This window comes from Stenotrophomonas sp. STEN009 (assembly GCF_056760395.1).
In genome coordinates this window covers 1-25,991 of record NZ_JBRRES010000047.1, presented here as the reverse complement: position 1 = coordinate 25,991, position 25,991 = coordinate 1, and the positions used below count along the sequence as shown (strand labels likewise).

Here is a 25,991-nt window from a genome sequence, read left to right as displayed (position 1 = left end):
GGGGTGTGTGTTTTTTCTCCGCCCCCCCCCCCCCCCCCGGCCCCCCCGCCCCCCCCCCCCCCCCGCCCGCGGCCCGCCCGCCCGCCCCCCTCCGCCTTGGTTTCGCCCCCCCCCCCCCCCCCCCCCCCGCGACCGCATTCAGTACGCGAATTCCCGGAACACCGGGTCCACGTTGCCGTGCCAGCGACCATGGAACAGCGCCAGCTTGCGCTCGGCCGGTGTCAGGCCGGATTCGACGATCTCCTGCAGCACATCCAGGAACTTGCTCTCGTCCTGGCCATCGGCATTGCGCGCGGCGCGGCGCTTCAGGCCTTCAACGGAAATCTTCACCGCCTCGCGCGCCAGATCGCGCACGGTGCCATCGCGGAACGGCAGGTTCATCGCATGCTTCGGCACGCCGTCGCGCAGGACATGGCGCTCGGCCAGGGTGAAGTCACGCACCAGATCCCAGGCCGCATCCAGCGCGGTGTCGTCGTACAGCAGGCCGACCCAGAACGCCGGCAGGGCGCACAGGCGGCTCCACGGACCGCCATCGGCGCCCCGCATCTCCAGATACTTCTTCAGGCGCACTTCCGGGAACGCCGTGGTCGTGTGGTCCGACCAGTCGCGCAGGGTCGGCAACTCGCCCGGCAGCACCGGCAGCCGGCCCTGCATGAAATCGCGGAAGCTCTGCCCGCTGGCATCGTGGTAGATGCCATCGCGGTAGGAGAAGTACATCGGCACGTCCAGCAGGTAATCGACGTAACGCTCATAGCCGAAGCCATCCTCGAACACGAAGTCGAGCATGCCGGTGCGGTCGGCGTCGGTGTCGGTCCAGATGTGCGATCGATAGCTCAGGTAGCCGTTCGGCTTGCCTTCGGTGAACGGCGAGTCGGCGAACAGCGCGGTGGCGATCGGCTGCAGTGCCAGCGAAACGCGGAACTTTTTCACCATGTCCGCTTCGCTGGCGTAGTCCAGGTTGACCTGCACCGTGCAGGTACGGGTCATCATGTCCAGGCCGAGCGAACCGACCTTGGGCATGTACGCGCGCATGATCCTGTAGCGGCCCTTCGGCATCCACGGCATCTCATCGCGCGCCCACTTCGGCTGGAAGCCCATGCCCAGGAAGCCCAGCTGGAGCTCGCCGGCCACCTGCGCCACTTCGTTCAGATGGGTACCGGTCTCCACGCAGGTCTGGTGGATGGTCTCCAGCGCCGCGCCGGACAGTTCCAGCTGGCCGGCCGGTTCCAGCGTCACCGACGCGCCATCGCGCAGCAGGGCGATGGTGTTGCCGTTTTCCTGCACGGGTTCCCAGCCGAAACGGACCAGGCCGTTGAGCAGGGCCTCGATGCCACGCTCGCCTTCAAAGGCCGGCGGTCGCAGGTCGTCCAGGCGGAAGCCGAACTTCTCGTGCTCGGTGCCGATGCGCCACTGCGCGCGGGGCTTTTCGCCGGAGGCGATCACCTCCACCAGCTGCGAGCGGTCGGTAATGGGCGTATCGGCGACGTGGCTGGGGCTCGACAAGGGGAAGACTCGCTGTACGGTGACGGGAGATGTGGGGCTGGGAGCCTTCCATCGCAAGGGCGCACTATAGCGTGGCGCCCCGTCGCAGCATGCGACGGAGACGGGTTTCAGCATCCTACCGACGACCTCTTGACCCTCGTACACTGCAAGGCATGACCCGTCATTCGCGCCATCCGGAACGACACAGGGCCGACCGCGTCGGCTGGCTGCGCGCCGCCGTGCTCGGCGCCAACGACGGCATTGTTTCAGTGGCAGGGCTGGTGGTCGGCGTTGCCGCCAGTGGCGCATCGGCCAGCACCCTGCTGGCCACCGGCCTGGCGGGCACGGTCGCAGGGGCGATGTCGATGGCCGCCGGCGAGTACGTCTCGGTGCAGACCCAGGCCGACACCGAAGGCGCCGACCTGGCGATGGAGAAGCGCGAACTGCAGGACGATCCGCACAGCGAGCTGGAAGAGCTGGCCGCCATCTACCGCCATCGCGGCCTGGCCCCGGCGCTGGCGCGGCAGGTGGCCGAACAGCTCACGGCCCATGATGCCCTCGGTGCGCACGCTCGCGACGAACTGGGCATCACCGATACCCTGCGCGCCCGGCCGCTGCAGGCCGCACTGGCCTCCGCCGCAGCCTTCACCTGTGGGGCGGCCCTGCCGGTGCTGACCGCACTGCTGGCACCGGCCGACTCCGTGGCAGGGGTGACCACTGCCAGCACCCTGCTGGGCCTGTGCGTGACCGGCGCGATGGCGGCCCGCGCCGGAGGTGCGCCTGCCCTGCGCGGCGCCCTGCGCGTCATGTTCTGGGGCGCACTGGCAATGGCTGCAGCCGCCGGCGTCGGCCGGCTGCTGGGAGCCCACGTGACATGACCACGATGCTGCCCGCCGCAACGGCGCTGCTGGCCGAGATGTCTTCGCTGGCCGGTTGTGATCGCGCCGAGGGTTATGCCTGCGTCACCGCACGGCGCGAGCATGGCGCCAGCTCGGTGGAGATCCCGCAACCGCAGTTCGCGATCCTGCTGGAAGGACGCAAGCAGGTACGTACCGCACACCAGACGCTGGAGTTCGCGCCCGGCGACATACTGCTGCTGACCCAGCGTTGCCGCATCGACGTGGTCAACCGTCCAGACCCGCGCAGCGGCCGTTACCTCAGCGCCATCGTGCCGCTGTGTGCGGAAGTGCTGGCCGCGGCGCGGACACTGTGGAACGAGGAACTGCCCAGCGCCGGTCCGTCGATGGCGCGGTTGTCGCTGGCCGAACATGGCGCCGTGCTGCGCCGCTGGCGGCAATCGCTGCAGGATGGCCATTACAGCGACGCCCGGCTGGCCCTGGCCTCGATGGTGCTGACCCTGTGCCGGCAAGGCCACGGCAACCTGTTGCTGCCCACTGCACCGACGCTGGGTGAGCAGATACGGGATTGCATCGCCGCTGAACCTGCGCGCGACTGGCAATCGCGTGATCTGGAGGAGCAGTTCGCACTGAGCGGCGCCACCCTGCGTCGTCGGCTGGCGGCCGAGCGTACCAGCCTGCGCCAGCTGCTGACCGAGGCACGACTGGCCCACGCCATGCAGTTGCTGTACACCACCGACCTGCCGCTGAAGACCGTGGCCGCACGCGCGGGCTACCGTTCCGCGGCCAGCTTCAGCAAGCGCTTCGCCGAGCAGTACGGACTGGCTCCTACAGACATCTGAGGGGGTCAGGGGGGGGGGGGGCCGGCCCCCCACCCCGCTCCATAATACCAAAAAAATTCGGGGGGCCCCCCCGGTTCCCCCCCCAAAACGGTCCCGCACCCCAAGAGCATTTCCGACAGATCGTGGAAAACTGTCGAAGGCGGGGTGGGTCCGGTTGCGGGGGCGTGAGCGCCATGGATGGCGCGACCGAGCCTACAGGGACGTATTTACGGCGTCCCCCGCAACCGGACCCACCCCGCCATACCACGGACAGCCCGCTGTTGCCGTTGCTTCGGCTGTTGCTTCGGCCGTTGCCTCTGCGGGTGCGGGGCGCAGCCCTGCCAGCACACTCCCTTCCCTGAGCATTCCGCGCAGCGGTTTGAGCGCCGCGCGCACGCCGGCCACGGCACGCTAGCCGCAACGGAACCGCCCGTCCTCCATCGAGAACCCTCATGACCCTGCATCACCTGCCGCTGCGCGGCGCCCTGCTGCTGGCCCTGGCTGCGCTGCCGCTGACCGCACTCGCCGAAGCCACCTCACCCGCACCCACCCGGCAGATGCCCGGCGTCTATCACCACCGCATCGGCACCCTGCAGGTCACCGCCCTGTTCGATGGCGTGGTCGCACTCGGCCGGCAGGAAGTGGTCGACGTGCCGCCGACGCTGGTCACCCGCCTGCTGGAAGGCCGCTATGTCCCCGAAGACAGCAAGGGCCTGCAGACCGCGGTCAATGCTTACCTGATCCGCCAGGGCAATCACCTCACCCTGGTCGACACGGGCACCGCACAGTGCTTCGGTCCCGGCCTGGGCCAGGTACTGGGGAACCTGCGTGCCGCAGGCGTGGATCCCGCCGAGGTGGACGACATCCTGCTGACCCACGCCCACCCCGACCATCTGTGCGGCGTGCTCGACGCGCAGGGCAAGCCGGCCTATCCGAACGCGACGGTGTGGCTGTCCAGGGCCGACGCGGACTACTGGCTCAACCCGGCCAGCGAAACCACCGCACCGGAGGGCGTGCGCTTTGCCTTCCCGCTCGCCCGAACCGCCGTGGCGCCTTATCAGGCCAGCGGCCACCTGCGTACCTTCCAGCCTGGCGATGCCCTCCCAGGCGGTGCCCTGGCGATGGATACCCATGGCCACACCCCCGGCCACGTCTCTTACCGGTTCGACAGCCAGGGCCAGTCACTGCTGGTGTGGGGCGACGTGCTGCACTTCCACGCGGTGCAGTTCGCCCACCCGGAAGCCGCGTTCGAGGCCGATTCGGACCGCAAGGCGGCCACGGCCAGCCGCCGCAGTCTGTTGCAGCAGGCCACCGCCGGGGCGTGGTGGGTGGCGGGTGCGCATCTGCCTTTCCCGGGCCTGGGCCACGTGCGCAGGGAAGGCCAGGCCTATGCCTGGGTGCCGGCGGAGTATTCGCCATTGTGAGGGTGTGCCGACCAAGGTCGGCCCCCACCGATCCGGTAGCGCCGGGCCATGCCCGGCGGGCGAGAGGTTATTCCAGGCCCAGCCAGCCACCGATCACGGCACGGGCTTCGTCCACGCCGGTGCGGTCCTCACCGGAAAACACCTGCACGCTGACGCTGTCGCCGTAGGCCGACTGCAGTTCCTTGCGCACCTTCTGCAGCGTCTGCATCTGCTGGCCGCGGCCCAGCTTGTCGGCCTTGGTCAGCAGCGCATGCGCCGGCAGGCCGCGCTGTACGGCGTAAGACAGCATCTGGCGGTCGTAGTCCTTCAGCGGGTGGCGGATGTCCATCACCACCACCAGCCCCTTCAGTGCCTCCCGGGTACGGAAGTACCTGTCGATGAAGGCCTGCCAGTGCGCCTGCAGCTCCAGCGGCACCTTGGCGTAGCCGTAGCCGGGAAGGTCGACCAGGCTTGCTTCCGGGGTGATCTGGAAGAACACCAGCTGCTGCGTGCGGCCGGGGGTCTTGGAGACGCGGGCCAGGGCATTCTGCCGGGTCAACGCATTGAGGGCGCTGGACTTGCCGGCGTTGGAGCGGCCGGCGAAGGCCACTTCGGCCCCTTCGTCGGGCGGCAGCTGCCGCGCGTTGTGGGCCGAGAGGTGGTAACGGGCGCGTTCAAGGAGCAATGACATGCGCATAGGATCGCATGTTGCGGCGCCGCGCGCCCGTGCCGACGGCCCCAGCGGGGATTTTGCTGCACTGCTTCGTTGACCGTGCGTGGAAACGCCGTTGATAATCCGGGCGATGCCGGCGGCCACCGCCCGGCCCGGTCCATACGGAGCTTTAGCATGCGCCACGCTCGCGTTCTTGCCGTATCCGCCCTTGCCACTGCTGTCGTTGTTGCCGCCGCTGCGTTCGCGCAGACCACGTTGACCCCGCTGCCCGACAACGGGCCGATCAACACCGCCTCGCTGGAGGTGGATTTCAGCAAGACGACCTGGGGCGATGCCAAGGCTGGCCAGGGCAAGGCTGCGGCCTGCGCGGCCTGCCATGGTGCCGACGGCAATTCCACGGTCGAGATGTACCCGTCCATCGCCGGCCAGAGCGAGCGCTATGTCGCCCAGCAGATGGCCCTGATCGCCAACGGCCAGCGCAGCTCCGGTGCGGCAGTGGCGATGGTGCCGTTCGTGCAGAACCTCACCCCGCAGGACATGCGCGACATCGGCGCGTTCTTCGCCACGCAGAAGGCCACCGCCGGCATCGCCGACGACACCGCGGTGACCGAAGGCCCCTACAAGGGCATGAAGTTCTACCAGATCGGCCAGCAGCTGTACCGCGGCGGCGACGCGTCGCGCGGGCTGCCGGCCTGCATGGCCTGTCACGGCCCCAGCGGCGCCGGCAACCCGGGCCCGGCCTACCCGCATATCGGTGGCCAGCACGCCAGCTATGTCGCGCGCCGCCTGCAGGAGTACCAGGCCGGGCAGACCAACGAAACCGACAAGGCGCACTTCCAGATCATGGCCGCGGTGGCACAGAAGCTGACCGAACAGGAAGTGCAGGCGCTGTCCAGCTACCTGCAGGGCCTGCACAACCGGGCCGACGACGTGGCCACCGAAGCCACACCGGCACGACCGGCCGCCGCCCCCTGACCGCCACTGGTCGGCGCGGGCCACCACCGCGGCCCGCGCCTGCGGTATGTTTCCTTCACGCCGGCGACTGCGCCGGCGTTGCTTTTTCAACGGAGATGCGTGTCGATGAGGTTGATTCCCCGCCTGCTGTTGTCCCTGCTGGTGCTGCTGCCGATGGCCGCCAGTGCCGCACCTGCCGCAGCCCCGCTGGTCGAAGGTCGCGACTACGAGCGCATCGCCCAGGCCGGTCCGTTCCAGCCGCTCGCCGGCAAGATCGAAGTGGTCGAGGTGTTCGGCTACACCTGCCCGCACTGCGCGCGTTTCGAACCGCAGCTGGAAGCCTGGGCGGCCAAGCTGCCGGCGGATGTTCGCTTCACTCCGGTGCCTGCGGCGTTCGGGGGCGCCTGGGATGCCTGGGCGCTGGCCTATTACGCCGCCGAAGAAGTCGGCGTCGCCAAGCGCAGCCATGCGGCCGTGTTCAAGGCTCTGCACGAGCAGGGCACCCTGCCGATGCAGAATGTCTCGGCCGATGAGCTCGCCACCTTCTACAAGGCGTACGGCGTGGCGCCCGAGCGTTACACCCAGGCCCTGCGGGGCGACGCCGTGCAGAAGAAGGTCGACGCGGCGCGGGCATTCGCCCAGCGCACCCGCATCCCCGGTACCCCGGCGCTGATCATCAACGGCCAGTATCTGGTCCGCGGCAACAGCTTCGACGACCAGCTGCGCATTGCCTCGGCGCTGATCGCCCAGGTCCGCGCCAACCGCGGCCGCTGAACCAACGCCCACTCCCGACACGGCGCTGTCGCCGCCGCGTGTCATCATTTCCCCCTGGCCGGCGCCCGCCGCCGGCCCCACCATTCCAGATGCTGGAGACGCTTCCATGAAGATCCGCTACGCCCTCGCACTCGCAGCGCTGCTGCCGATCCTGGCGGCCTGCAAGGCCGACGACGGCACCGCCAACACCTCCGCCGCCCCGGCCGAGCCGACCACCGCCCCAGCCAGCACCGAGCCCGCTGCGGCACCGGCCGCTGACAGCGCAGGCGCGGCCCCGGCAGCCGAAGGCGAGAAGGCCGCCGAAGCCGCTCCGGCGGCCGCTCCGGCCCCGACCACCACCGCACTGACCGGTCCGGCGCCGGTGGCCGGTGAGGACTACCAGGAAATTCCGAACGGCCAGCCCTTCCAGCCGGTTGCCGGCAAGGTCGAAGTGGTCGAGATCTTCGGCTACGTCTGCCCGGCCTGCGCCGCCTTCCAGCCGCTGGTCGGCCCGTGGAAGGCCGGTCTGCCGGGCGACGTGAACTTCGTCTACGTGCCCGCCATGTTCGGCGGCACCTGGGACGACTACGCCCGTGCCTTCTATGCCGCGCAGACGCTGGGCGTGCAGGAGAAGACCCACGAGGCGCTGTACGCCGCCATCCACTCGCAGAAGACCCTGAAGGGCGAACGCGGCCGTGATTCGGTCGAGGACATCGCCAAGTTCTACGCCGGCTACGGCGTCGATCCGAAGCAGTTCGCCGCCACCATGGGCAGCTTCGCGGTGAATGCCAAGACCAACTCGGCCAAGCAGTTCGCGCAGCGCAGCCAGATCAGCGGCACCCCGTCGATCATCGTCAACGGCAAGTACCTGGTGAAGGGCAAGAGCTTCCCGGACATGCTGCGCATCGCCGACCACCTGATCGCCCGCGAGCGCGGTGCGGCCCAGGCTCACTGATCCAAGAGAAGCTGTCCCCGGCCGTGAATTCCCCCTCTACACGGACCCTGCGTCTGCTGACGGCCAACATCCAGGCCGGCTCCAGTACCCGCCGCTACAGCGACTATGTGACCCGCAGCTGGTCACATGCGCTGCCGGCGGGTCGCAAGCGCAGCAGTCTTGATGCGATTGCCACACTGGCGCGTGGGCACGACATCGTTGGCCTGCAGGAAGCCGATCCAGGCAGCCTGCGTTCGGGCTTCACCAACCAGACCCACTACCTGGCCCAGCGTGCCGGCTTCAACTACTGGAGCCACCAGCCGAACCGGCGCATGGGCGGGGTTGCATCCAGTGCCAACGGCCTGCTGAGCAAACTGGAGCCGGTGGAGGTGCAGGACCACGCCCTGCCCGGCCGCATCGGCGGGCGTGGCGTGCTGCTGGCCAGGTTCGGTGATGGCAGGGACGGCCTGGCCGTGGCCGTGGCCCACCTCTCGCTGGGTGCCGGTTCGCGGATAGCACAGCTCGGTTTCATTGCCGAGCTGCTGTCCGACCACCCCAATGCCGTGCTGATGGGTGACTTCAACTGCCTGGCCGAACGACCGGAAATGCAGGTGCTGTACCAGAAGACCCGGCTGCAGCCTCCAGGCTGCATCGTGCCGACGTTCCCCAGCTGGCGCCCGGACCGCGCCATCGACCACATCCTGGTCAGCAGCAGCCTGCAGACCCGCGCGGTCGAAGCCGTACCGGCGGCCTTCTCGGACCATCTGGCGCTGGCCATGGCCATCGACGTACCGGCCAGCGCCCTGCGCTGATCGGTAGCGGGGGGGGGGGGGGGCGGGCGGGGCGGGCGCCCCCCCCCCCCCCGCGCCGCCCCCCCGCCCCCCCCCGCCCCCCCCCCCCCCCCCCCCCCCCCCCCCCCCCCAACCCCCGCCTGCATCGCCGGCGCCTTCGACCGCCGCGCCGTCATCGTGCTCCCCACCGAAGCCACCACGGTGCAGCCGATCGCCAGCCACTGCAATCCATGCAGGTGTTCGTGCAGCAACAGCATCGCCCACAGCGCGGCCACCGCCGGCTCCATGCTGATCAGGATGCCGAAGGTTTCCTTCGGCAGGCGCTTGAGCGCCACCATCTCCAGCGACATCGGAATCGCACTGGACACCAGTGCCACCAGCAGGCCCGCCAGCAGGATCTTCGGATCGAGCAGGGCCGCGCCGGCATGGATCACCCCGACCGGCACCACCACCAGCGACGCCGCCAGCAGGCCCAGCGACACCGAATGGCCGGCATGCAGGTGGCCGGCGCGCTTGCCGAACACGATGTACAGGCCCCAGCACGCCGCCGCACCCAGTGCATACAGCACGCCCACCGGGTCCAGTGCCGCCGCACCGCCCAGCGGTAACAGCAGGAGCAGGCCGACCACTGCGCATCCCACCCACAGGAAATCGATCGGGCGCCGTGACGACAGCATCGCCACGGTCAACGGCCCGGTGAACTCGATGGCCACCGCGATGCCGAACGGGATCGTGCGGATGGCCATGTAGAACAGCAGGTTCATCAGGCCCAGCGTGAGCCCGTAGCGCAGGATGGTGATCGCATCCGCGCGGCGGGTCTTCCAGCGCCAGGGTCGCCAGAACAGCAGCAGCAACAGTGCGGAGAAGCCCACGCGCAGCGCGCTGGTGCCCTGCGCGCCGATCAGCGGGAACAGATGCTTTGCATAGGACGTGCCAACGGACAGCGCCGTTACCGAGCCGAGCACCGCCAGCGCCGGCAACATCGGCGCGAATCGTGAAGTCTGCATGCGTCCAGTCTATTGCGTCGACGGCGAGCACTTGGCTCAATTACCGGCCCGTCCATGCAACTTCTGCTCACCATGGCCACTGCCCCCGTGCTGGACAGCTTCGACCGCGCCATCCTCACCCTGCTGCAGCGGGACAACACGCTGCCACAGCGGGAGATCGCCGAAGCCGTGCACCTGTCGACGCCGGCGGTGCAGCGGCGGGTCAGGCGTCTGCAGGACAGCGGTGTGATCGCGGCCAATGTGGCCGTGGTGGCGGCGGCGCGGATCGGCCGACCGCTGACCCTCATCGTCGAGGTGCGCATGGTCAGCGAGCAGCGTGATCGCGTGGCGCCGTTCAAGCAGCGCGTGCAGGACGACCCGGCGGTGCAGCAGTGCTATGCCATCACCGGTGACGGCGATTTCCTGCTGGTGCTTTCGGCCACCTCGATGGAGGAATACGACGCCATCAGCGAGCGGCTGTTCGGTGGCGACGACAACATCGAACGATTCCGCACCGCGGTGGCACTGTCCACGCTGAAGCGCAGTTTCGAAGTCCCCCTGGAATGAACCGGCCTCGACACCCACCGCGCCATACTGGCGCGGCATGAATCCTTCGCCCCGCACACCCTCCACGTCTTCCGCCCGCCTGCTGCGCCGTTGGCTGCTGCGTGCGTTCCTGCTGGTCGTCACCGTCGTTGCCGCCCTGTCCGTCTGGAACAGCCGCTGGGCCGAAGCGCCGAAGATGCTGTGGTCATTGGCCCGGATGCCACCGGCCACCGAGCTGCCGGTACCGGTGGACGGCGTGCGGCCGGGCCAGATCGCCGATACCTTCGGCGCGCCGCGAGGGCGCGACCGCAGCCATGCCGGCATCGACATCTTCGCCGCGCGGGGTACCCCGGTCCGCAGCGCGACCCCGGGCGTGGTTGCCGAGGTGCGGGAAGGCGGCCTGGGCGGCCGTCAGGTCTGGGTCATCGGCCCCGGCCGCGAGCGCTACTACTACGCCCATCTGGAGAGCTGGGCCGCAGGCCTCGCCCGCGGCCAGGTCGTAGCCGCGGGCGATCTGCTCGGCCACGTCGGCGACAGCGGCAACGCCAAGGGCACCCCGCCGCACCTGCACTGGGGCATCTACGGCGCAGACGGCGCACGGGATCCTCTGCCACTGCTGCGCCGCTAAGCCGCCGGACGGCGGTCGTCCCACAGCAGCCGGACGATCCTGCCCGCGCGCCCCTGTTCATGATTTGTAAATAGGAATAGTTCGTATTAACATTCCTTTCGATTACAGCGTCGCCAGGAAGGCGCGCCCGCCTTTCCCCTACCCTTAGCGCCTCGCCTCCTGGATGTCGGCCGAACGCGCATGCTCGTCCAGGAATCCCATGAACCGTCCTGCATTCCGTATCCCGCAGCCTCAGCGGCTGTCCGTTGCCGTGCTCGCCGCACTCTGCGCCATCGCCCCGACCGCCTTCGCAGAAACTGCCACCGATGCGACCACCCTCGACAAGGTGGTGGTCAAGGGCGAGCGCGCGGAGGGCTACTCGGTGCGCCGCACCTCGGCCGGTACCCGCTTCGACCTGACGCCGCGCGAGATTCCGCAGTCGGTCAGCATCATCAGCCATCAGCGCATCGAAGATCAGAACCTGGACGACATCATCGACGTGCTGGCCAACACTACCGGTGTGACCAGCACGCAATCGGACAGCGAGCGCACCGAGTTCTATGCGCGCGGCTTCTACATCGACAGTTACCAGTTCGATGGCCTGCCCACGCAGATGGTGCAGAACTGGAGCTACGGCGATTCCGGCCTGGACCTCGCCCTGTATGACCGCGTGGAGGTGGTGCGCGGCGCCACCGGCCTGCTCAGTGGCGCAGGCAACCCGTCTGCCTCGGTGAACCTGATCCGCAAGCATGCCGACAGCGCCGAGCTGGCCGGCAGCGTATCGGTGAACGTCGGCAGCTGGGGCCGTACCCGTACCACCGTGGACGTGGGCAGCGCGCTGAACACCAGCGGCACCGTGCGTGGCCGGGTGATCGGCAGCTACCTCGACACCGACGCGCAGATGGACCGCTACAACCAGCACAAGACGCTGGGCTACGCGGTGATCGACGCCGACCTGACTCCGGACACGCAGTTGAGCGTGGGCTACGACTACCAGCAGAAGCGCGCCAATGGTGCGACCTGGGGCGGCTTCCCGATGCTGTTCTCCGACGGCTCGGCCACCGGCTACGACGAATCGTTCAACGCCAGTCCGAACTGGACCTACTGGGACACCACCAGCAAGCGTGCGTTCGCCACCCTGCAGCACGCCTTCAGTAATGGCTGGAAGTTCAAGGTCGGTGCGACCCACGATGAGACCAAGGCCGACGACAAGCTGTTCTACCCGGCCTACAACGACTGGACCAGTGGTGCCTCGTTCTTCGACAGGAGCACCGGCACCGGCATTTCGCCGTCGGCCGGCTTCTACAACACCGAGCGCAAGGTCAACGCGGTCGATGGCTATATCGACGGCCCGTTCCGGCTGTTCGGCCGCGAGCACCAGTTCATGGCCGGCCTGAGCTACAACAAGCGCGAGTACGCCAACTACGGCGACTACCAGATTGGCGGCCCCGGCCAGAGCTGGGACCCGTTCACCAGCTACCTTGGCTGGACCGGCGACATCTCCGAGCCGAACTGGAACCCGCTGGCGCTGGCCAGCGAAGGCACCATCACCCAGAAGGCCGGTTACATGGCCACGCGCCTGTCGCTGGCCGACCCGCTGAAGCTCATCGTCGGCGCACGCTACACCGACTGGAAGAGTGAAGGCGAAGGTGCGGACCGCTCGCACAAGGTCACCACGCCCTATGCCGGCCTGGTATTGGACATCAACGATACCTTCTCCACCTACGCCGCCTATACCGAGATCTTCCAGCCGCAGACACTGAAGGACCGCAACGGCAGCTACCTCGATCCGGTCGATGGCAAGAGCTACGAAGTGGGCGTCAAGGGCGCCTGGTTCGACAACCGCCTCAATGCTTCGCTGGCGGTGTTCCGCATCGAGCAGGACAACGTGGGCCAGGCCACCGGTGAGCCGGTGCAGGGCAGCCAGAACGAATTCGCCTACCGCGCCGCGCGCGGCACGGTCAGCCGCGGCTTCGAATTCGAACTGAACGGCGAGCTGGCCCCGGGCTGGAACGCGACCTTCGGTGCCTCGCGTTACGTGGCCAAGGATGCCAACGATGCCGACATCAACACCAACTTGCCGCAGACCGCGCTGAAGCTGTTCACCAGCTACACGCCGCAGTCGCTGCAGGCACTGACGGTCGGCGGTGGGGCGAACTGGCAGAACCGCATCTACTATGCGGTGCCGGCCTACGGCCGCATCGAGCAGAACGGCTATGCCCTGGTCAGCGCCTTCGTGCGCTACCGCATCTCGCCGGAGTTCAGCGTGCAGGCCAACCTCAACAACCTGCTGGACAAGCAGTACCTCTCGCAGATCAACGGCTACGGTGCGTACGGCGATGGCCGCAACGGCTCGCTGACGTTCACCTGGTCGTTCTGATCAGCTGCAGGGCGCAACCGCCCCGCTCCTGTAGCGCCTCGCTTGGGCGGGGCGCTACACCCGCAAGGCAGCGCCGGAGTGTCCGGCGCTGCCCCTCATCACATCAGAACCGCAGGTCCGCGCGCATGTACCAGTAGCGGCCACGCGGAATGTCATAGGTCGACGCGTCATAGCCGTTCAGCGAGCACGACAGGCAGATCGGCGGATCCTTGTCGAACACGTTGTTCAGGCCAGCGGTCAGCTGCAGTCCCTTCATCCAGTCGATCCTGTAACCCACCTGCAGATCATGGAAGGTGGTCGCCGAGAGCGTGTTGGTGCCCGCCACCTGGTTGCTGCACACCGGGAACGCCACGGCGTCGCCACAGTCTTCGGTCAACTCGGAGATGTGCCGCACCGTCCAGTTCGCGCTCCAGTTGTCCAGTGTCCAGCCGATGCTGGCGTTGCTGGTCCATTCCGGAATCGAGCTGTCGGCCACTTCCACGCCCGGCTTCTGTGGCTGCCGCTGGCCGGCCGCACCGGTGGCCTCGTAACGACCGACGAAGGTGTTCTTCCAGCCCAGCTTGAACTGGCCGATCGAGGTCTGCGGCAGGGTCCAGAACAGGTCCACGTCCCAGCCATCGGTCTTGATCGAGCCCAGGTTGGTCAGTCGGTTGTTGAAGCTGCTGACCGCGCCGGTGCTGGCACGGGTGATGCCATCGCAGTACACCGGATCCAGCGTATCCACACACAGGTCCAGCTGGGTCTGCGCGTTGATCGCCTGGATCGCGCCATCGATGTTGTGGCGGTAGAACGTCACTTCCACGTCGAAGCGCTCCGACCAGGAGGTGTTGTTGCCGAACCACGGGCTCCAGACGAATCCGGCACTGAAGCTGCGTGAACGCTCCGGTTCCAGCTCGCGGTTGCCGCCGGTGGTCACCGAGATCTGCGAGTTGGCCTGCTGGAAGCCGGCCGGCACGCCCAGCGCGGCACAGTTGGCGGCGCTGCCACGCGGCGGCGTGCCGCCCAGGCCGATCGAGCACGGATCGAACAGCTGCAGGTCCGCGCGCGCGGCCGATCCGTACAGTTCGCCGATCGACGGCGCGCGGAAGCCTTCGGCATAGGTGGTGCGCAGCACGAAGTCATCGGTCACCTGCCAGCGCAGGCCGTACTTGGGCGTGAACTCACCACCGAAGGTGGAGTAATCCGAGTAGCGGCCTGCCAGACTCAGGTCGAGCTTCTTGCCCAGTGCCGAATCGGCGAAGATCGGCACGCTCAGTTCCAGGTAGGCTTCATTGACGTCGTACGAGCCGGAGGTCGGCTGCGACGGCACGCCGTTGTAGTGACCGATCACCGTCAACGGGTCGGGCTGGTACCAGCCTTCGTACTTGCGGTACTCGTAACCGGTGGCGAAGGACAGCGGGCCGGCCGGCAGGTTGAACAGATCGCTGGACAGATTGGCGGTGAACAGACTCAGCTCGTTCTGGCTGCGGTCGCGTACCACCGGCTGGATCCAGCGCAGCATGTCCGGGGTGATGGAACCGGCACCGCCGAAGATGTTCAGCGGCACGCAGCCCGGCGTCGCCGCACATGCGGCAGGATCGCCCAGCGCCAGGTTGACGTTGTAGATGTTGTAGCTGCCGTAGTTGGTCTGTTCGGCCTTGTTCTTGCTGTACATGCCGTTGACGTCCCAGAACCAGCTGCGGTCGGCCGCCTGGAAGTTGCCGACCAGGCCAGTGGCGAAGTACGTGGTGTTGACCTCCTGCTCGAACACGCGCGCGCCACCTTCCACCGGGCGGCGGCCGACCAGGCTCATGTTGCCGGACGACACCAGGTCGAAGCCGAACGGGTTGTAGGGATTGAGCGCCGAGATGGTGATGTTGTCGGCCAGCGGATTGCCGGTGGCGCCATCGGGGCCGAAGAACAGCGGCTCGGGGCCAGCCTGGTTGGTCGACTCGCGACGGTTGCCCAGTGCCTTGACGTACCACTGCACGTTGTCGGTGATGTCAAAGCGGAACTGACCGAAGAGGCCCTTCCGCTCCGACGGCGTCAGCACCATGTTGTACTCGGCGAAGTTGAAACGGTCAGCGCTGGTGAAGCAGTGGTAGTCGTCAGTGCGGTTGCAGCCGGCACTGCCGTCATAGCGTGGATTGCTCACGCCGGTGTTGGGCACGATGTTCTGCTGCGCGCCCGTGTTGGGGTCGACGAAGGCGAAGCGGCCCTGCGGAATGGCACCGCTGCCGAAGGCCAGGCCGGTACCGGGAATCGGGAAGCGCGACTGTTCACGGTCCTTCGCATACACCGGATCCTGCTTGGTCCAGCTGGCGCCGAGGAACAGACTGAAGCGATCACCGCTCTTGCCCCAGGCCAGGTCCACGCCCTTCTGCGTGCCGTCGCCCTTGCTGTATTCGCCGTAGTTCAGGGTCACCTGGCCGCCATCGAAATCACGGCGGGTGATGATGTTGACCACGCCGGCGATGGCATCGGAGCCATACAGCGACGACGCGCCGTCTTCCAGCACTTCGATGCGCTCGACGATGGCCAGCGGAATGGTATTGAGATCGGTCGCGGCGCCGACACCCGACGCCGATGACTCATTGACCCAGCGGATGCCATCGACCAGCACCAGCACGCGCTTGGCCCCCAGGTGGCGCAGATCGACCTGCGCCGAACCCGCACCGACGCCGCTGCCATCCGGGGGGAAGCCGAAGTTGCCGGACGAATTGAACTTGGCATTGAGCGCCGAACCGGAGCCGGTGAGCTGCTGCAGCACTTCGCCGATCGAACTCAGGCCGGTGCGCTCGATGTCGCCGCGCGTCAGGGTCTGGATCGGAACCTGGCCCTCCACTTCAGCGCGCTTGATGCGGGTACCGGTGACCTCGACCGCGTCCAGGTTGGTGGTGGACTGTGCGGCGGCGCCCAGCGGTGCCAGGGCCGTCACGCACAGGGCGACGGCAACCGCCAGGGGGCGGTGGTGCAGGTGATTCATTCGCTCTCTCTCCAAAGGAATGTCGGGACATTGGCTGCCGTACGCCCCTCCTGCATGGCGGCAGCGTCTCCTTTGTAAACAAGTAGTCAAAATCACGGCGTGATGACCGACACCCTTTCACGCAGGCTTGACGCGATTGACGGGCAATCGCATCAGATAGCGACAGATTCTGTCTTCTGTTCCGGCCTTGGCGCGGCGGTCACGCGCCCTTTGCGACAGCAGGTGCCGGCATCCGCGGAGTGCTCCAAAGCACTCTTGGTGGAGGGGCTGTGCATCGACAGCCCCTCATCCGCTGCTCAGCGCACGAACGCAATGCGCTCCATGCCGGTGGCCTCGGCCGCCGCCAGGATGCGTGCCATCCCTTCGTACTCGGCCGCCGGATCGGTCGCGATGCGCAGCTCCGGCAGGTTGCCGGCATGCTCACCCGCCTGCGCCTGCAGGCGCGACTGCAGATCGGCAATGGCCAGAGGCTGGCCGTTCCAGCTGAGCTGGTTGCCTGCATCCAGACGCAGTTCGATCGGTGGCGGCGGGTCCGGCCGGGCGACCACGCGATCGGTCGCCTGCGGCAACTGCACTGCGATCGGCCGGGCCACGATCGGTGCGGTCACGATGAAGATGATCAACAGCACCAGCATCACATCCACCAATGGCGTGACATTGATCTCCGCCAGCGGGCCATTCCTTCCTGCGCTACTGAACGCCATGTGCCGCTCCCTGCAGCCGGGCGGTTCGCCCGGCTCTGACGTTACGCCGGCATCCCGCCGTTGCGGCAGAGGCTGCATGCACCTGCATTCAGCCGCCGTTGCCTTCGCCTGGCGTGCACGCGATGCGAAACTGAATTCAGCCAGTGCCCGCTATGCTGGCGCCATGACCCGACGCTCTTCGACCGCCCTGTCCCTGCTCCCGCTGGCCTCCCTGCTGCTGATCGGCTGCGCCGGTGCCCAGTCCCTCGATGCCCAGAACGCGCAGCTCAAAGCCGCCATCGCAGCTGCCGAACGCGGCCAGTTCGATCCCGGCCAGGCCGCCGCGCTCAGCCGCCATCCGGCCTATGGCTGGCTGGAGTACGCCAATCTGCGGCGCAACATCGACACGGTCGACACTGCGCAGGCGCAGGCCTTCCTCAAGCGTTACGAGGGCCAGGCCGTGGCCACCACCTTCCGCAGCGTGTGGCTGCCTTCGGTGGCACGCCGGCAGGACTGGCCCACCCTGCTCGCCAACTGGGCGCCTACCGACAATCTGGGCCTGCGCTGTGCGCAGTTGACCGCCCGACAGGTGACCGGCGGCGTCGATCCGCAGTGGATCAGCGACGCCCAGGAGCTGTGGCGCCGGAACGGCAAGTCACTGCCCGACGGCTGCGATGCGGTGTTCGCCGTGCTGCAGGCCCAGGGGGGCCTGAGCGACGCACTGCGCTGGGAGCGCATCGACGCGGCCGCCGACGCGCAGCAGCCGGCGGTGATGCGCAGCGCCGCGCGTGGACTTCCCGCTGCCGACCTGGCGCTGGCCAACACCTATGCCGCGTTCGTCGACAAGCCCAACGCCAGCGCACTGAACTGGCCGCGCAATGATCGCAGCCGGCGCATCGCCACCGATGGCCTGGTCAAGCTGGCCAAGGCCGATCCGGATGCCACCGAGCAGCAGCTGCCGCAGTACGCGCAGGCCCTGGGCCTGAGTGCCGAGCAGCAGGCCCAGGTGCGCTATCAGATCGCGCTGTGGACGGTTGCCTCCTACCTGCCTGATTCCGCGCGGCGCCTCAATGCAGTCCCCGACGCCGCTTACGACGAGCGCCTGCATGAATGGCGCGTGCGCGAAGCGATGTCGCGTGGCGACTGGCCGGCGGCCCTGGCGGCCATCCGCAAGATGGGGCCGAAACAGCGCAACGATCCACGCTGGCGCTATTACGAAGGACGCATGCTGGAGAAGACCGGGCAGGCACAGCAGGCACAGTCGCTGTTCCGGGAGGCCGCGCGCACGCCCACCTTCCACGGCTTCCTCGCGGCCGACAAGCTGCAGCAGGGCTACACGCTGTGCCCGTGGAAACCCAACGACAGCGAACCGGCCAAGGCCGCAGTGGCTCGCGATCCTGCCATCCAGCGCGCAGTGGCGTTGTTCCAGATCGATCGCGCCGGCTGGGCGGTGGCCGAATGGAACAGCGCGCTGTCGCGCTTCGATGACACCCAGCGCCGACTGGCGGTGCGGGTGGCCCAGGACAATGGCTGGTTCGACCGCGCGGTGTTCTCCCTCGGCAAGCAGCCGCAGGAACAGCGCCTGTACGATCTGCGCTTCCCCCTGCACCATGACGCCACGATCCGCCGCGAATCGGCGCGCAATGCCATCGATCCGGCCTGGGTCGCTGCGGAAATCCGCGCCGAAAGCATCTTCACTCCGCGCGCGCGCTCGCCTGCCAATGCGATGGGCCTGATGCAGGTGCTGCCGGCCACCGGTGCCGCCGTGGCGAAGTCCATCGGCCTGACCGGCTACGGCGGTGCCGACAGCCTCTACGACCCCGACACCAACATCGCCATCGGCACCGCCTACCTGCGCCAGCTGATGAACAAGTACGACGGCCTGCCCTATGTGACCATCGCCGCCTACAACGCCGGTCCGACGCCGACGGCACGCTGGCAGAGCCAGCGCCCCGGTTTCGATCCCGACCTGTGGATCGAGACGATCAGCTACAAGGAAACGCGCGAGTACGTCGCGCGCGTGCTGGCCTTCAGCGTGATCTACGACTGGCGCCTCAACGGTGACGCCCTGCCGCTGAGCGACCGCCTGATGGGACGCCTGGTCGACAAGCGCAAGCGCTTCAGCTGTCCGGCAGACGCGGGCCAGGGCGGCGACTGATTCGGCTCTGCACGCCGGGCATGCCATCATCCCCGCCATGAAGATCTATCTTGTCGGCGGCGCCGTGCGCGACCGCCTGCTGCAGCGTCCCGCCGGCGACCGCGACTGGGTGGTGGTCGGGGCCACGCCTGCGCAGATGGAAGCGCAGGGCTTCAGCGCCGTGGGTCGGGACTTCCCGGTGTTCCTGCATCCGCAGACCGGTGAGGAATACGCCCTGGCCCGCACCGAGCGCAAATCCGGCCGCGGTTATCGCGGTTTCGTGGTCGATGCCGATCCGGCGGTAACGCTGGAAGAGGACCTGCAGCGCCGCGACTTCACCATCAATGCCATTGCCTGCGACGAAGACAGCGGTGCGCTGGTCGATCCTTACGGCGGCGTGCGTGACATCGAGCAGCGCGTGCTGCGCCACGTCGGTCCTGCCTTCGTTGAAGATCCATTGCGCGTGCTGCGCGCGGCCCGCTTCATGGCCCGCTTTGCCCCGCTGGGGTTCACCGTTGCCCCCGAAACCATGGCGTTGATGCGCGAGGTCGCTGCCAGCGGTGAGCTCGACGCGCTGGTACCAGAGCGCGTCTGGCAGGAACTACGAAGGGCGCTGGCAAGCGAACGGCCTTCGGCGTTCCTGCGCACCCTGCACGAGGCGTACGCACTGGGCCCAGTCCTGCCCGAGCTGGAAGCGCTGTATGGCGTTCCGCAGCGTGCCGAGTTCCACCCGGAAATCGACACCGGCCTGCATCAGGAGATGGTCAGTGACATGGCAGCGGCACTGGCCCCGGGCGATGACCTGGTCGGCTTCGCCGCGCTCACCCACGATCTCGGCAAGGGCCTCACCCCGCCGGAGGAATGGCCGCGCCACATCATGCACGAGCAGCGCGGCATCACGCCGCTGAAGGCGCTGTGCGCCCGCTTGAAGGTCCCGGCCGAACACCAGCAGCTGGCGGAAGCGGTCTGCCGTGAGCACTTGAACGTGCACCGCATCGACGAGCTCCGCGATGCCACCGTGCTGGAACTGCTGGGTCGCTGCGACGCGCTGCGGCGGCCCGAACGCATCGCGCGCATCGCCCTGTGCTGCGAGGCCGACAAGCGCGGACGGCTTGGATTCGAGGACAGTGACTACCCGCAGGGCGAAACGCTCAAGCGCCTGCATCAGGCGGCGCTCTCGGTACAGGCACGGGATCTGGATACGACGCACCTGAAAGGCCCGGCGATTGGTGAAGCATTGGCCAGGGCGCGGGTGAAGGCGATTGCGGCGGCACGGTAACCCCCGCCATTTTTAGGTTCTTCTCCCGTCTGAGGGGAGAAGGCTCATGGCCGACACGCCAGATCGTGGTTGTCGAGACTACAAACCGGGGCAGGTCAAATGCCGACGCAGCCGATCTTGCGTCAAGTCTTTGGAGCAGCCCACGCCTCAGACTCCGACAGCTTTCGCCCTAAGGCCGCCATTGCCTCATCCGGGAACTTGGGAAGTCGGCCCGTGCTGAACGTCTTGAACTTCTCGCCCGGGTCCAAAGCCGGGCCGGCATCGTTCATGTATTGGCGAATGTGCTCCCAAAGCTGCAGCAACTCGAAATCGTCCCCCCAGCCCTTGAAGCCGATGTTCACCTCACTGGCGACCTTCGTGGGGTCGTCTTCACGTCCGAAAGCCATCGTCAGGATGTATGTCCAGCGAGCAGAACTCATGCCAGCAGTGACCTCGAGGATCCTGTATGTCCGAGGCTGAAGACTTTCCCAACTGTGCCGTTCAAACCTCACCGGATGAAATTCAAAGATCCGTATGAATGACGGCATAGAAGGAACTGTCACCCAGACATCCTTCGTTTTCCTGTTAAAAATCACCGGGAAATCCGATGGCATCAGCACCAGAATACGAAACAGAACACTGAATCCACTAATTCCAAATAGAGCAGGAAACAAGGCCACAAATGCAACGCCAATCGCAACGCCGGGCTCCTGTACCAGAAACTCCCAGCCCCCCTTGAGCAAGACAGAGGCAGCAAATACTGACGACGCGACGAGACCCAGGGCTGGAAGAAATCCGAACCACGCAAGTAATGAAAGACTTGCGGACCCTCTCAGCCCACTAATCATGATGCCGTTCTCATAGGCCGCCAGAACAACATCGGACGATGAGGGGCCACTGTGAACTCGATCGCCGCCAGTGGAATTCAGGATCCGGCGGGGTTGGGCCACACCAACCTGTCCGGTGCCGTTAGTCCGCTTCTTTGCAAAATCCGTATCAAAGAAGGGCTCCTCGCCCTCCCACTCTTCAACCAGAACGTCGCCATACCGCTTTCTGGGTCTATTCATTCAACCACCATCCTCTCATAGACAATAACGTCCCCTCCATCAAGAGCGTCTCGAATTGTGAGCTCCACCGCCAGAGCCGAGAATCGACTACTCTCGACATGGCCGGATATTGTCAATGCCTCAACCGATGCATGATCCATCCTGCCTTCTGATACGCCCTGGCCCCAGTTCTCTCCGGCATTGCCCAACTCATCGGTGGAATAGCGGGCGATGCTCTCCATCCCTGCCGCCCCTTGACCGCTCACGAGAATACTTATTCCCAGCCGTTTCCGAATCTGCTCTACAAGCTTAAGCGTGACCAAGAACTCCCTAGTGAACCTCGCACCGGAGTCATGGGCGGTCATGCGTTTCACTGCATCGCCGATGATCACGTCATCCACAGATGCGACATTCTTCCAGCTGAACGCGCTTCTATACTGCGCATCCACCTCAACACCCAAAAGAACTTTATTGAGTTCTCCAAGTTCTTCCTCCTGCGTGACCCAACGGGTCGAGATCCAACTCCCCCAAACAGTCCTGGCCGCCCAATCCTCGAGAGGAAGCGTCATTAGAAGCGAGGCAACGAAGCCAAGCGCAAGACCGAGAATCACAAAGACGATGCCCCACCCAAGCCATGATGTAGATGCGCCAGAACCCTGAGCAAACACAGATGCTGTGTATAGAGCAAGAGCAAACCCGCCAGCAAATGACGATGCTCCTTGCAGCAAGTGCGCAACAAAAGCACCACCGCGCCCATTCTTCAAATCGTCCGCAGCAGCAACAAACGCCTGAGCCGAATCAATGAACGAACCAATAGCCGCAAACAGAGCAACCGTGGCCTCCAGACGCTTGGCAAGCCCCTTCTTGAGAACATTCTGCGCGTACGATTTCGCGACATCGAGGAATGCCGAGACCACGCCTAACCCTGCCGAGAAGAAGCTGAAGATGGCATCTCTGCGCTCCTTCGCCGTGCCAACCTCCAGCTTCTTCCACGCTTTGGCAATTTCCATCGCCTGAATGATGCCGGCACCGGCACTCATCACCGTAGGCACATCGGCAATCACCTTGGGTGTGGCCGAAGCAAGGCTCATCAGACCACTGGACCCCATGGTAATGGGAGCCGCTGCGGCAGCCGTCCCCGCTGTCGATCCTGGCGCCGGCCGCGCACTTGCCACAGATTGCTCCTGCTGGGCAGTCGACTGAAGCGCGCGCAGTTGCTCTTCACTCTGGTTGGTCCACAGATGCAGCTTCACTCGCGTATCAGCCGCTTCACCGGCACCTGCAAGCTGGAGCGAGCTTCCGCTTCCAATCACCAGGCTCTTCACGCCATTGCGCTTGCCGGCCGGCGTGTCGGCCGCAGCCGCAGTGAGTGCCCTTGAGACCTCGCGCCACGCGCGCCCTGCCATCCGCAGAGGGGCATCAACGATCAGATGTGTAATCTGCGGGGCTGCTCGTTTGACCATGCTGCTCAACAAGGCCATGACACGGTCGTACAGAAGCGGGGAGAGCGTCTTCTTCACTTTCCCTGCGCCAAGCGCTACGGCGCCCACCATCGCGATCAGCGGGCTGGCATACGCACGTGCAAGAACCCGCAGCGTGTCAACATGCTTCACGGCCAGCGCGGCCGCCTTCCCGCCCTGGTTGGATTCGCTCAGTTTCTCTGCCAGATCCAGCAGGTTGTTCAGAATGTCAGTGGCCTTGTTCCTCTGGCCCTCTTCGACGCTCCACCCGGAAAACTGCTCAAACGCATCTTTCTGATTGCCCAGCATGGCCCTGACCAGCAGATTGTCCTTGTTGCTGGGATCATCCTTTACGAAGTCGGCGTACCACTCCACGGCGTCATCGTCGATCGGCCCACCATGCAACAGATTGGCGACCACCTGACTGTAGTAGATGCCATCTTCGGGGCTCGTCTCATCGAAATCGAACCCGGTGATCAGCTTGCGGCCATTCCACGACAGAAGATCGCGGTGATCCTCCTGGATCCGCTTGCGCAGCGCCTTGTCTTCAGCGGAGAACCTACCAAACTCCTTCAGGTAGTCTTCCCAGCCCAGTAACTTTCCGGTGACGGTGTCGCGAGTTTTGCCTGACGCCTTCTTCTTGATCTTCTCGATCAGCTCAAGCGCGTCGGCCTCAAAGGCACCGCTAGCTACGTGTACAGTGCCATAGCCGTTCTGTCCGCTTGAGGCGACGTCTTTACCCCACGGGCCGTTCATGGGAATGGCGAGCGGCGACCAGCTGGCGGACGAAGGAACGATGCCTGCCTTCTGGCGGGCCTCGAACTCTGTCTTCGTTATCATTTCCGCACGAAGATCCATTGCGGACATCGCAGGCGGATTGCGATCACGGAAGTCAGCCTCCCGCACCCTGGCCTGCTCAACCAGCATCTGCTGAAGCCCCACCAGCGTCACTGCAGTCTGCAGGCGTCGGGCACCGTCCTTCTGCGCCATCAACCACGTCACAGCCTTGCTGGGCAGTGTCAGGCGCAGATGCGCGGCTTCGTGGGCCATGCCGACCGGGTCGCTGACACCCAGGATCAGAGGCTGCCTGGCGGCTGGATCCCTGGATGCGCCCGCGATTGCAGCCGCCGCCGCGGCAACGTCCTTGGCGGATTCGCGTCGCTCTTCGGTCTGCGCATCTTCCGAAGCGGGCTTCTCTGGGACCTTGCCATTCTTGTCCAGCGCCACCTGCCCGGGACGATGGGGATTTCCGCGCAGGCCTTCAAGCATGCGACCGCGCTCGACGTCGTAGTCCGCAATTGCGCCCTGTATCGCACCATCCGTGAGCGCCAGCGCACGGCTGCTCTGACCGGTGGACGCGTTCAGGCGAGCAAAACGCTGGTTCAGAAGCTCCGGGTCTGCCGCGTAGTTCTGCCTTACCTTCACGGATAGCGGCACTTCGCTGAAACCTATCCAGACCTCACCAGCACGGGAGGGCTCTTTGATGTTGATCAGCATAGCGGCGGCATAGCCCGCCGCGCGCTCACAACTGAAGCGCGGCATTTCCTCTGGCAGAGGTGGATTCTCCAACGGAATGGGGCTGACATAGCCTGCCTCGTCGACAGCGTAAGCCTCCCAACCTTCTCCACCGATCAGCGCATGCATTGCTGGAGTCTGATAGTAGACGTAGACGTACCCTGTCCTCAGCGCACGCATGACATAGTCGGAGAACTTCAGGTCGGGCGCGGAAAGCCCGGCCATCAGTTGGCGTGTCTGCACGGCTGATCTGGCGGCGTATCGTGCTTCAGCCAGCCCCGGCCTGGTAAGCAACACAGGAAGACCAGACTTGACACATGACGGGCAACCGCCAGCACCGCACGTCTGGGTTCTTCTGGCAGCGGTTATGGCGTTGCTCGAATATTGATTGCTATCACCTGAAGCCATGAATGCTCTCTCCTTGAGTGGCCTCCAGATGGCGAACGCCGGATCGGCCTTGTCGGACGGCCAGTGCCATGGCGTCCCACCTGCTATCGGGAATCGCAGCAAGGGCCAAAGCGAGATTCGTGGCCTGTGCCTGGGATGTGGCAACAAGTCGCCGAAGCTCTGGCGACCTGAGAACGTGGTTGTCTACCTGCAAGGCGTACGCTCCGAGGAGCACTCGATCATGCAGGCTTTGGGCGCCAGCGGCCTGCGCCTCGGATAGCGCGAACTCGGCCAGATCGAGGTAGTTCGCCGGAACGGTTGGTGCGAATCGCCGCCATCCTCTGAGCATGCTCTGCACAGCCTCGCACTCGTCAAGCATGCTCCCATCGAACTTCCATAGGAGCCCAGTGTGCTCCCGCTGTGCTGTCATTGACACGCGGAGTTCAGCGACACTCGAATCTCGCCCCAACACCAGGATCTGCGTCATGGGTCCTGCGATGAAGGCCTGCTGGGCGGCGTCCAGGCGGCGCCAGAGCCACTTGAGTACCCGTCGATCCGCAAGGCGCAGATACCGGCGTCCCTGCCCGGCTACTCGAATCGTACAGATCGTGGCCCAATGTCTGGCCATCTCATCAGGCTCGGAGTCGAAGCCGATCCAAGGCCCAATGGCGAACCCGTGCTCTGCCTCACTATCGGGGTTCCGCTGCTCTTCCATTGCCTCAAGGCAGGTGGCGTGCAGCAGCGCGACGCCATCAGAGGTTGCTTCCAGCAGAAGCAGGTACGGAAGGCGCGACGGCGTTTTGTCACGAAGCGGCACATTGATTCTGAGTTTGGTTGCTCCCAGCTCCGCGACAAGCCCATCATCAAGTGGGTCGCGCACCAATGGATCGATGATTGCGCCTGCCCAGCGCGGCTGGCGCGGACCATGCAATCTTTCACCGACATCCCGGATCAACGATTCAAGCGAGTGATGATTCATTTCAGATAGTTGCAGCGCCGGCCGCTGCCAGCTGACTGTCCTTGGTTGGGCACGCTTTGAGATCTGCGGCAAGCACGGGGAGTTGCTCCACCACACTCGCCGGCCCCAACCATTCCCGCTGGCTCGCCTTGAATTCCACCTTGCCCGGCGCGCCCAGTTCGATGTTGTCGCCCTCGATCCGGATGTAGGCGCCGGCCGCCGTCGCCAGCAGATGCTTGCTCGGTGCCGACAGCTGCACGTCCGCTTCGGTGCTGGCGATGCGTACCTGCGTCTTGGCCGCCACGATCGCCTGGTTCTTGTGCGCACGCGCACTCACCTTGCCCTGTGCCGCATGCAGCGCGATGCCGCGCTCCTGGTTCGGGCTCTCGCCGCTG

20 protein-coding genes and 1 pseudogene are annotated in these 25,991 nt (G+C 66.0%); 12 read left to right on the top strand and 9 right to left on the bottom strand.

Features of this window, described 5'->3' with window-relative positions; all coding sequences use genetic code 11:
- Positions 1–138: 138 nt before the first annotated feature.
- Positions 139–1,503 (bottom strand): glutamate--cysteine ligase, encoded by a 1,365-nt coding sequence (locus ACVOMM_RS17030; protein WP_065175138.1) that lies wholly within the window; start codon positions 1,501–1,503, stop codon positions 139–141.
- 152 nt (positions 1,504–1,655) lie between these two features.
- Between ACVOMM_RS17030 and ACVOMM_RS17025 the strand changes: the two genes are divergently transcribed.
- From ACVOMM_RS17025 to ACVOMM_RS17015, 3 genes are all read left to right on the top strand, one after another.
- Positions 1,656–2,360, top strand: coding sequence for a VIT1/CCC1 transporter family protein (locus tag ACVOMM_RS17025; RefSeq protein WP_065175139.1), 705 nt, complete (start codon positions 1,656–1,658; stop codon positions 2,358–2,360).
- Positions 2,357–3,181: a helix-turn-helix transcriptional regulator gene (locus ACVOMM_RS17020; protein WP_180875852.1), complete on the top strand. Its 825-nt coding sequence runs from the start codon at positions 2,357–2,359 to the stop codon at positions 3,179–3,181. Before ACVOMM_RS17025 ends, ACVOMM_RS17020 begins: the two co-directional genes overlap by 4 nt.
- Positions 3,182–3,612: 431 nt before the next feature.
- Positions 3,613–4,584 (top strand): MBL fold metallo-hydrolase, encoded by a 972-nt coding sequence (locus ACVOMM_RS17015; RefSeq protein WP_128990477.1) that lies wholly within the window; start codon positions 3,613–3,615, stop codon positions 4,582–4,584.
- Positions 4,585–4,651: 67 nt separating this feature from the next.
- Here ACVOMM_RS17015 and yihA read toward each other — a convergent pair whose 3' ends face one another.
- Positions 4,652–5,254: a ribosome biogenesis GTP-binding protein YihA/YsxC gene (gene yihA, locus ACVOMM_RS17010; RefSeq protein ID WP_053519877.1), complete on the bottom strand. Its 603-nt coding sequence runs from the start codon at positions 5,252–5,254 to the stop codon at positions 4,652–4,654.
- Positions 5,255–5,410: 156 nt separating this feature from the next.
- On the opposite strand from yihA, the gene ACVOMM_RS17005 reads away from it, so the two are divergent.
- The 4 genes from ACVOMM_RS17005 (at position 5,411) to ACVOMM_RS16990 (ending at position 8,689) form a co-directional block, all read left to right on the top strand.
- Positions 5,411–6,211 (top strand): c-type cytochrome, encoded by an 801-nt coding sequence (locus ACVOMM_RS17005; protein ID WP_065175142.1) that lies wholly within the window; start codon positions 5,411–5,413, stop codon positions 6,209–6,211.
- A 105-nt stretch (positions 6,212–6,316) separates the two neighbouring features.
- On the top strand, positions 6,317–6,964 hold the full coding sequence (locus ACVOMM_RS17000; RefSeq protein ID WP_053519865.1) for a thiol:disulfide interchange protein DsbA/DsbL: 648 nt from the start codon (positions 6,317–6,319) through the stop codon (positions 6,962–6,964).
- A 106-nt stretch (positions 6,965–7,070) separates the two neighbouring features.
- The gene (locus ACVOMM_RS16995; RefSeq protein WP_180875851.1) at positions 7,071–7,898 is read left to right on the top strand and encodes a thiol:disulfide interchange protein DsbA/DsbL; all 828 of its coding nucleotides are present in this window, start codon (positions 7,071–7,073) and stop codon (positions 7,896–7,898) included.
- Between the two features lie 53 nt (positions 7,899–7,951).
- Positions 7,952–8,689 (top strand): endonuclease/exonuclease/phosphatase family protein, encoded by a 738-nt coding sequence (locus tag ACVOMM_RS16990; RefSeq protein WP_481526539.1) that lies wholly within the window; start codon positions 7,952–7,954, stop codon positions 8,687–8,689.
- Positions 8,690–8,817: 128 nt separating this feature from the next.
- Here the strand turns inward: ACVOMM_RS16990 and ACVOMM_RS16985 are convergent.
- Positions 8,818–9,675: pseudogene (locus tag ACVOMM_RS16985) on the bottom strand (EamA family transporter); the annotation flags it as partial.
- Between the two features lie 72 nt (positions 9,676–9,747).
- Here ACVOMM_RS16985 and ACVOMM_RS16980 point away from each other — a divergent pair.
- The 3 genes from ACVOMM_RS16980 (at position 9,748) to fhuE (ending at position 13,187) form a co-directional block, all read left to right on the top strand.
- On the top strand, positions 9,748–10,221 hold the full coding sequence (locus ACVOMM_RS16980) for an Lrp/AsnC family transcriptional regulator (protein WP_180875850.1): 474 nt from the start codon (positions 9,748–9,750) through the stop codon (positions 10,219–10,221).
- A 37-nt stretch (positions 10,222–10,258) separates the two neighbouring features.
- On the top strand, positions 10,259–10,828 hold the full coding sequence (locus tag ACVOMM_RS16975) for a M23 family metallopeptidase (RefSeq protein WP_053519870.1): 570 nt from the start codon (positions 10,259–10,261) through the stop codon (positions 10,826–10,828).
- A gap of 199 nt (positions 10,829–11,027) precedes the next feature.
- Entirely contained in the window at positions 11,028–13,187 is a 2,160-nt protein-coding gene (gene fhuE / locus ACVOMM_RS16970; RefSeq protein WP_053519871.1) for a ferric-rhodotorulic acid/ferric-coprogen receptor FhuE, read from the top strand.
- Positions 13,188–13,290: 103 nt separating this feature from the next.
- Here the strand turns inward: fhuE and ACVOMM_RS16965 are convergent, their stop codons facing one another.
- Positions 13,291–16,152 (bottom strand): TonB-dependent receptor, encoded by a 2,862-nt coding sequence (locus ACVOMM_RS16965; protein WP_065181748.1) that lies wholly within the window; start codon positions 16,150–16,152, stop codon positions 13,291–13,293.
- 296 nt (positions 16,153–16,448) lie between these two features.
- Positions 16,449–16,856, bottom strand: coding sequence for an ExbD/TolR family protein (locus tag ACVOMM_RS16960; RefSeq protein ID WP_481526538.1), 408 nt, complete (start codon positions 16,854–16,856; stop codon positions 16,449–16,451).
- A 163-nt stretch (positions 16,857–17,019) separates the two neighbouring features.
- On the opposite strand from ACVOMM_RS16960, the gene ACVOMM_RS16955 reads away from it, so the two are divergent.
- Positions 17,020–18,993: a transglycosylase SLT domain-containing protein gene (locus ACVOMM_RS16955; protein ID WP_481526537.1), complete on the top strand. Its 1,974-nt coding sequence runs from the start codon at positions 17,020–17,022 to the stop codon at positions 18,991–18,993.
- A gap of 37 nt (positions 18,994–19,030) precedes the next feature.
- Positions 19,031–20,251: a multifunctional CCA addition/repair protein gene (locus tag ACVOMM_RS16950; RefSeq protein WP_481526536.1), complete on the top strand. Its 1,221-nt coding sequence runs from the start codon at positions 19,031–19,033 to the stop codon at positions 20,249–20,251.
- Positions 20,252–20,373: 122 nt separating this feature from the next.
- On the opposite strand, the gene ACVOMM_RS16945 is transcribed toward ACVOMM_RS16950, so the two are convergent.
- The 4 genes from ACVOMM_RS16945 to ACVOMM_RS16930 all read right to left on the bottom strand — a co-directional run.
- Positions 20,374–21,297 carry a DUF6708 domain-containing protein gene (locus ACVOMM_RS16945; RefSeq protein ID WP_164153035.1) on the bottom strand — a complete coding sequence of 308 codons (924 nt, stop codon included), beginning with the start codon at positions 21,295–21,297 and terminating at the stop codon, positions 20,374–20,376.
- On the bottom strand, positions 21,294–24,659 hold the full coding sequence (locus tag ACVOMM_RS16940) for a T6SS effector BTH_I2691 family protein (RefSeq protein WP_481526535.1): 3,366 nt from the start codon (positions 24,657–24,659) through the stop codon (positions 21,294–21,296). Before ACVOMM_RS16940 ends, ACVOMM_RS16945 begins: the two co-directional genes overlap by 4 nt.
- Positions 24,646–25,617, bottom strand: a complete 972-nt coding sequence (locus ACVOMM_RS16935; protein ID WP_481526534.1) for a DUF4123 domain-containing protein — start codon at positions 25,615–25,617, stop codon at positions 24,646–24,648. The genes ACVOMM_RS16940 and ACVOMM_RS16935 overlap by 14 nt, the downstream gene beginning before the upstream one ends.
- 1 nt (position 25,618) lies before the next feature.
- A partial coding sequence (locus tag ACVOMM_RS16930; RefSeq protein ID WP_481526533.1) for a DUF2345 domain-containing protein occupies positions 25,619–25,991 on the bottom strand: 373 nt, incomplete at its 5' end.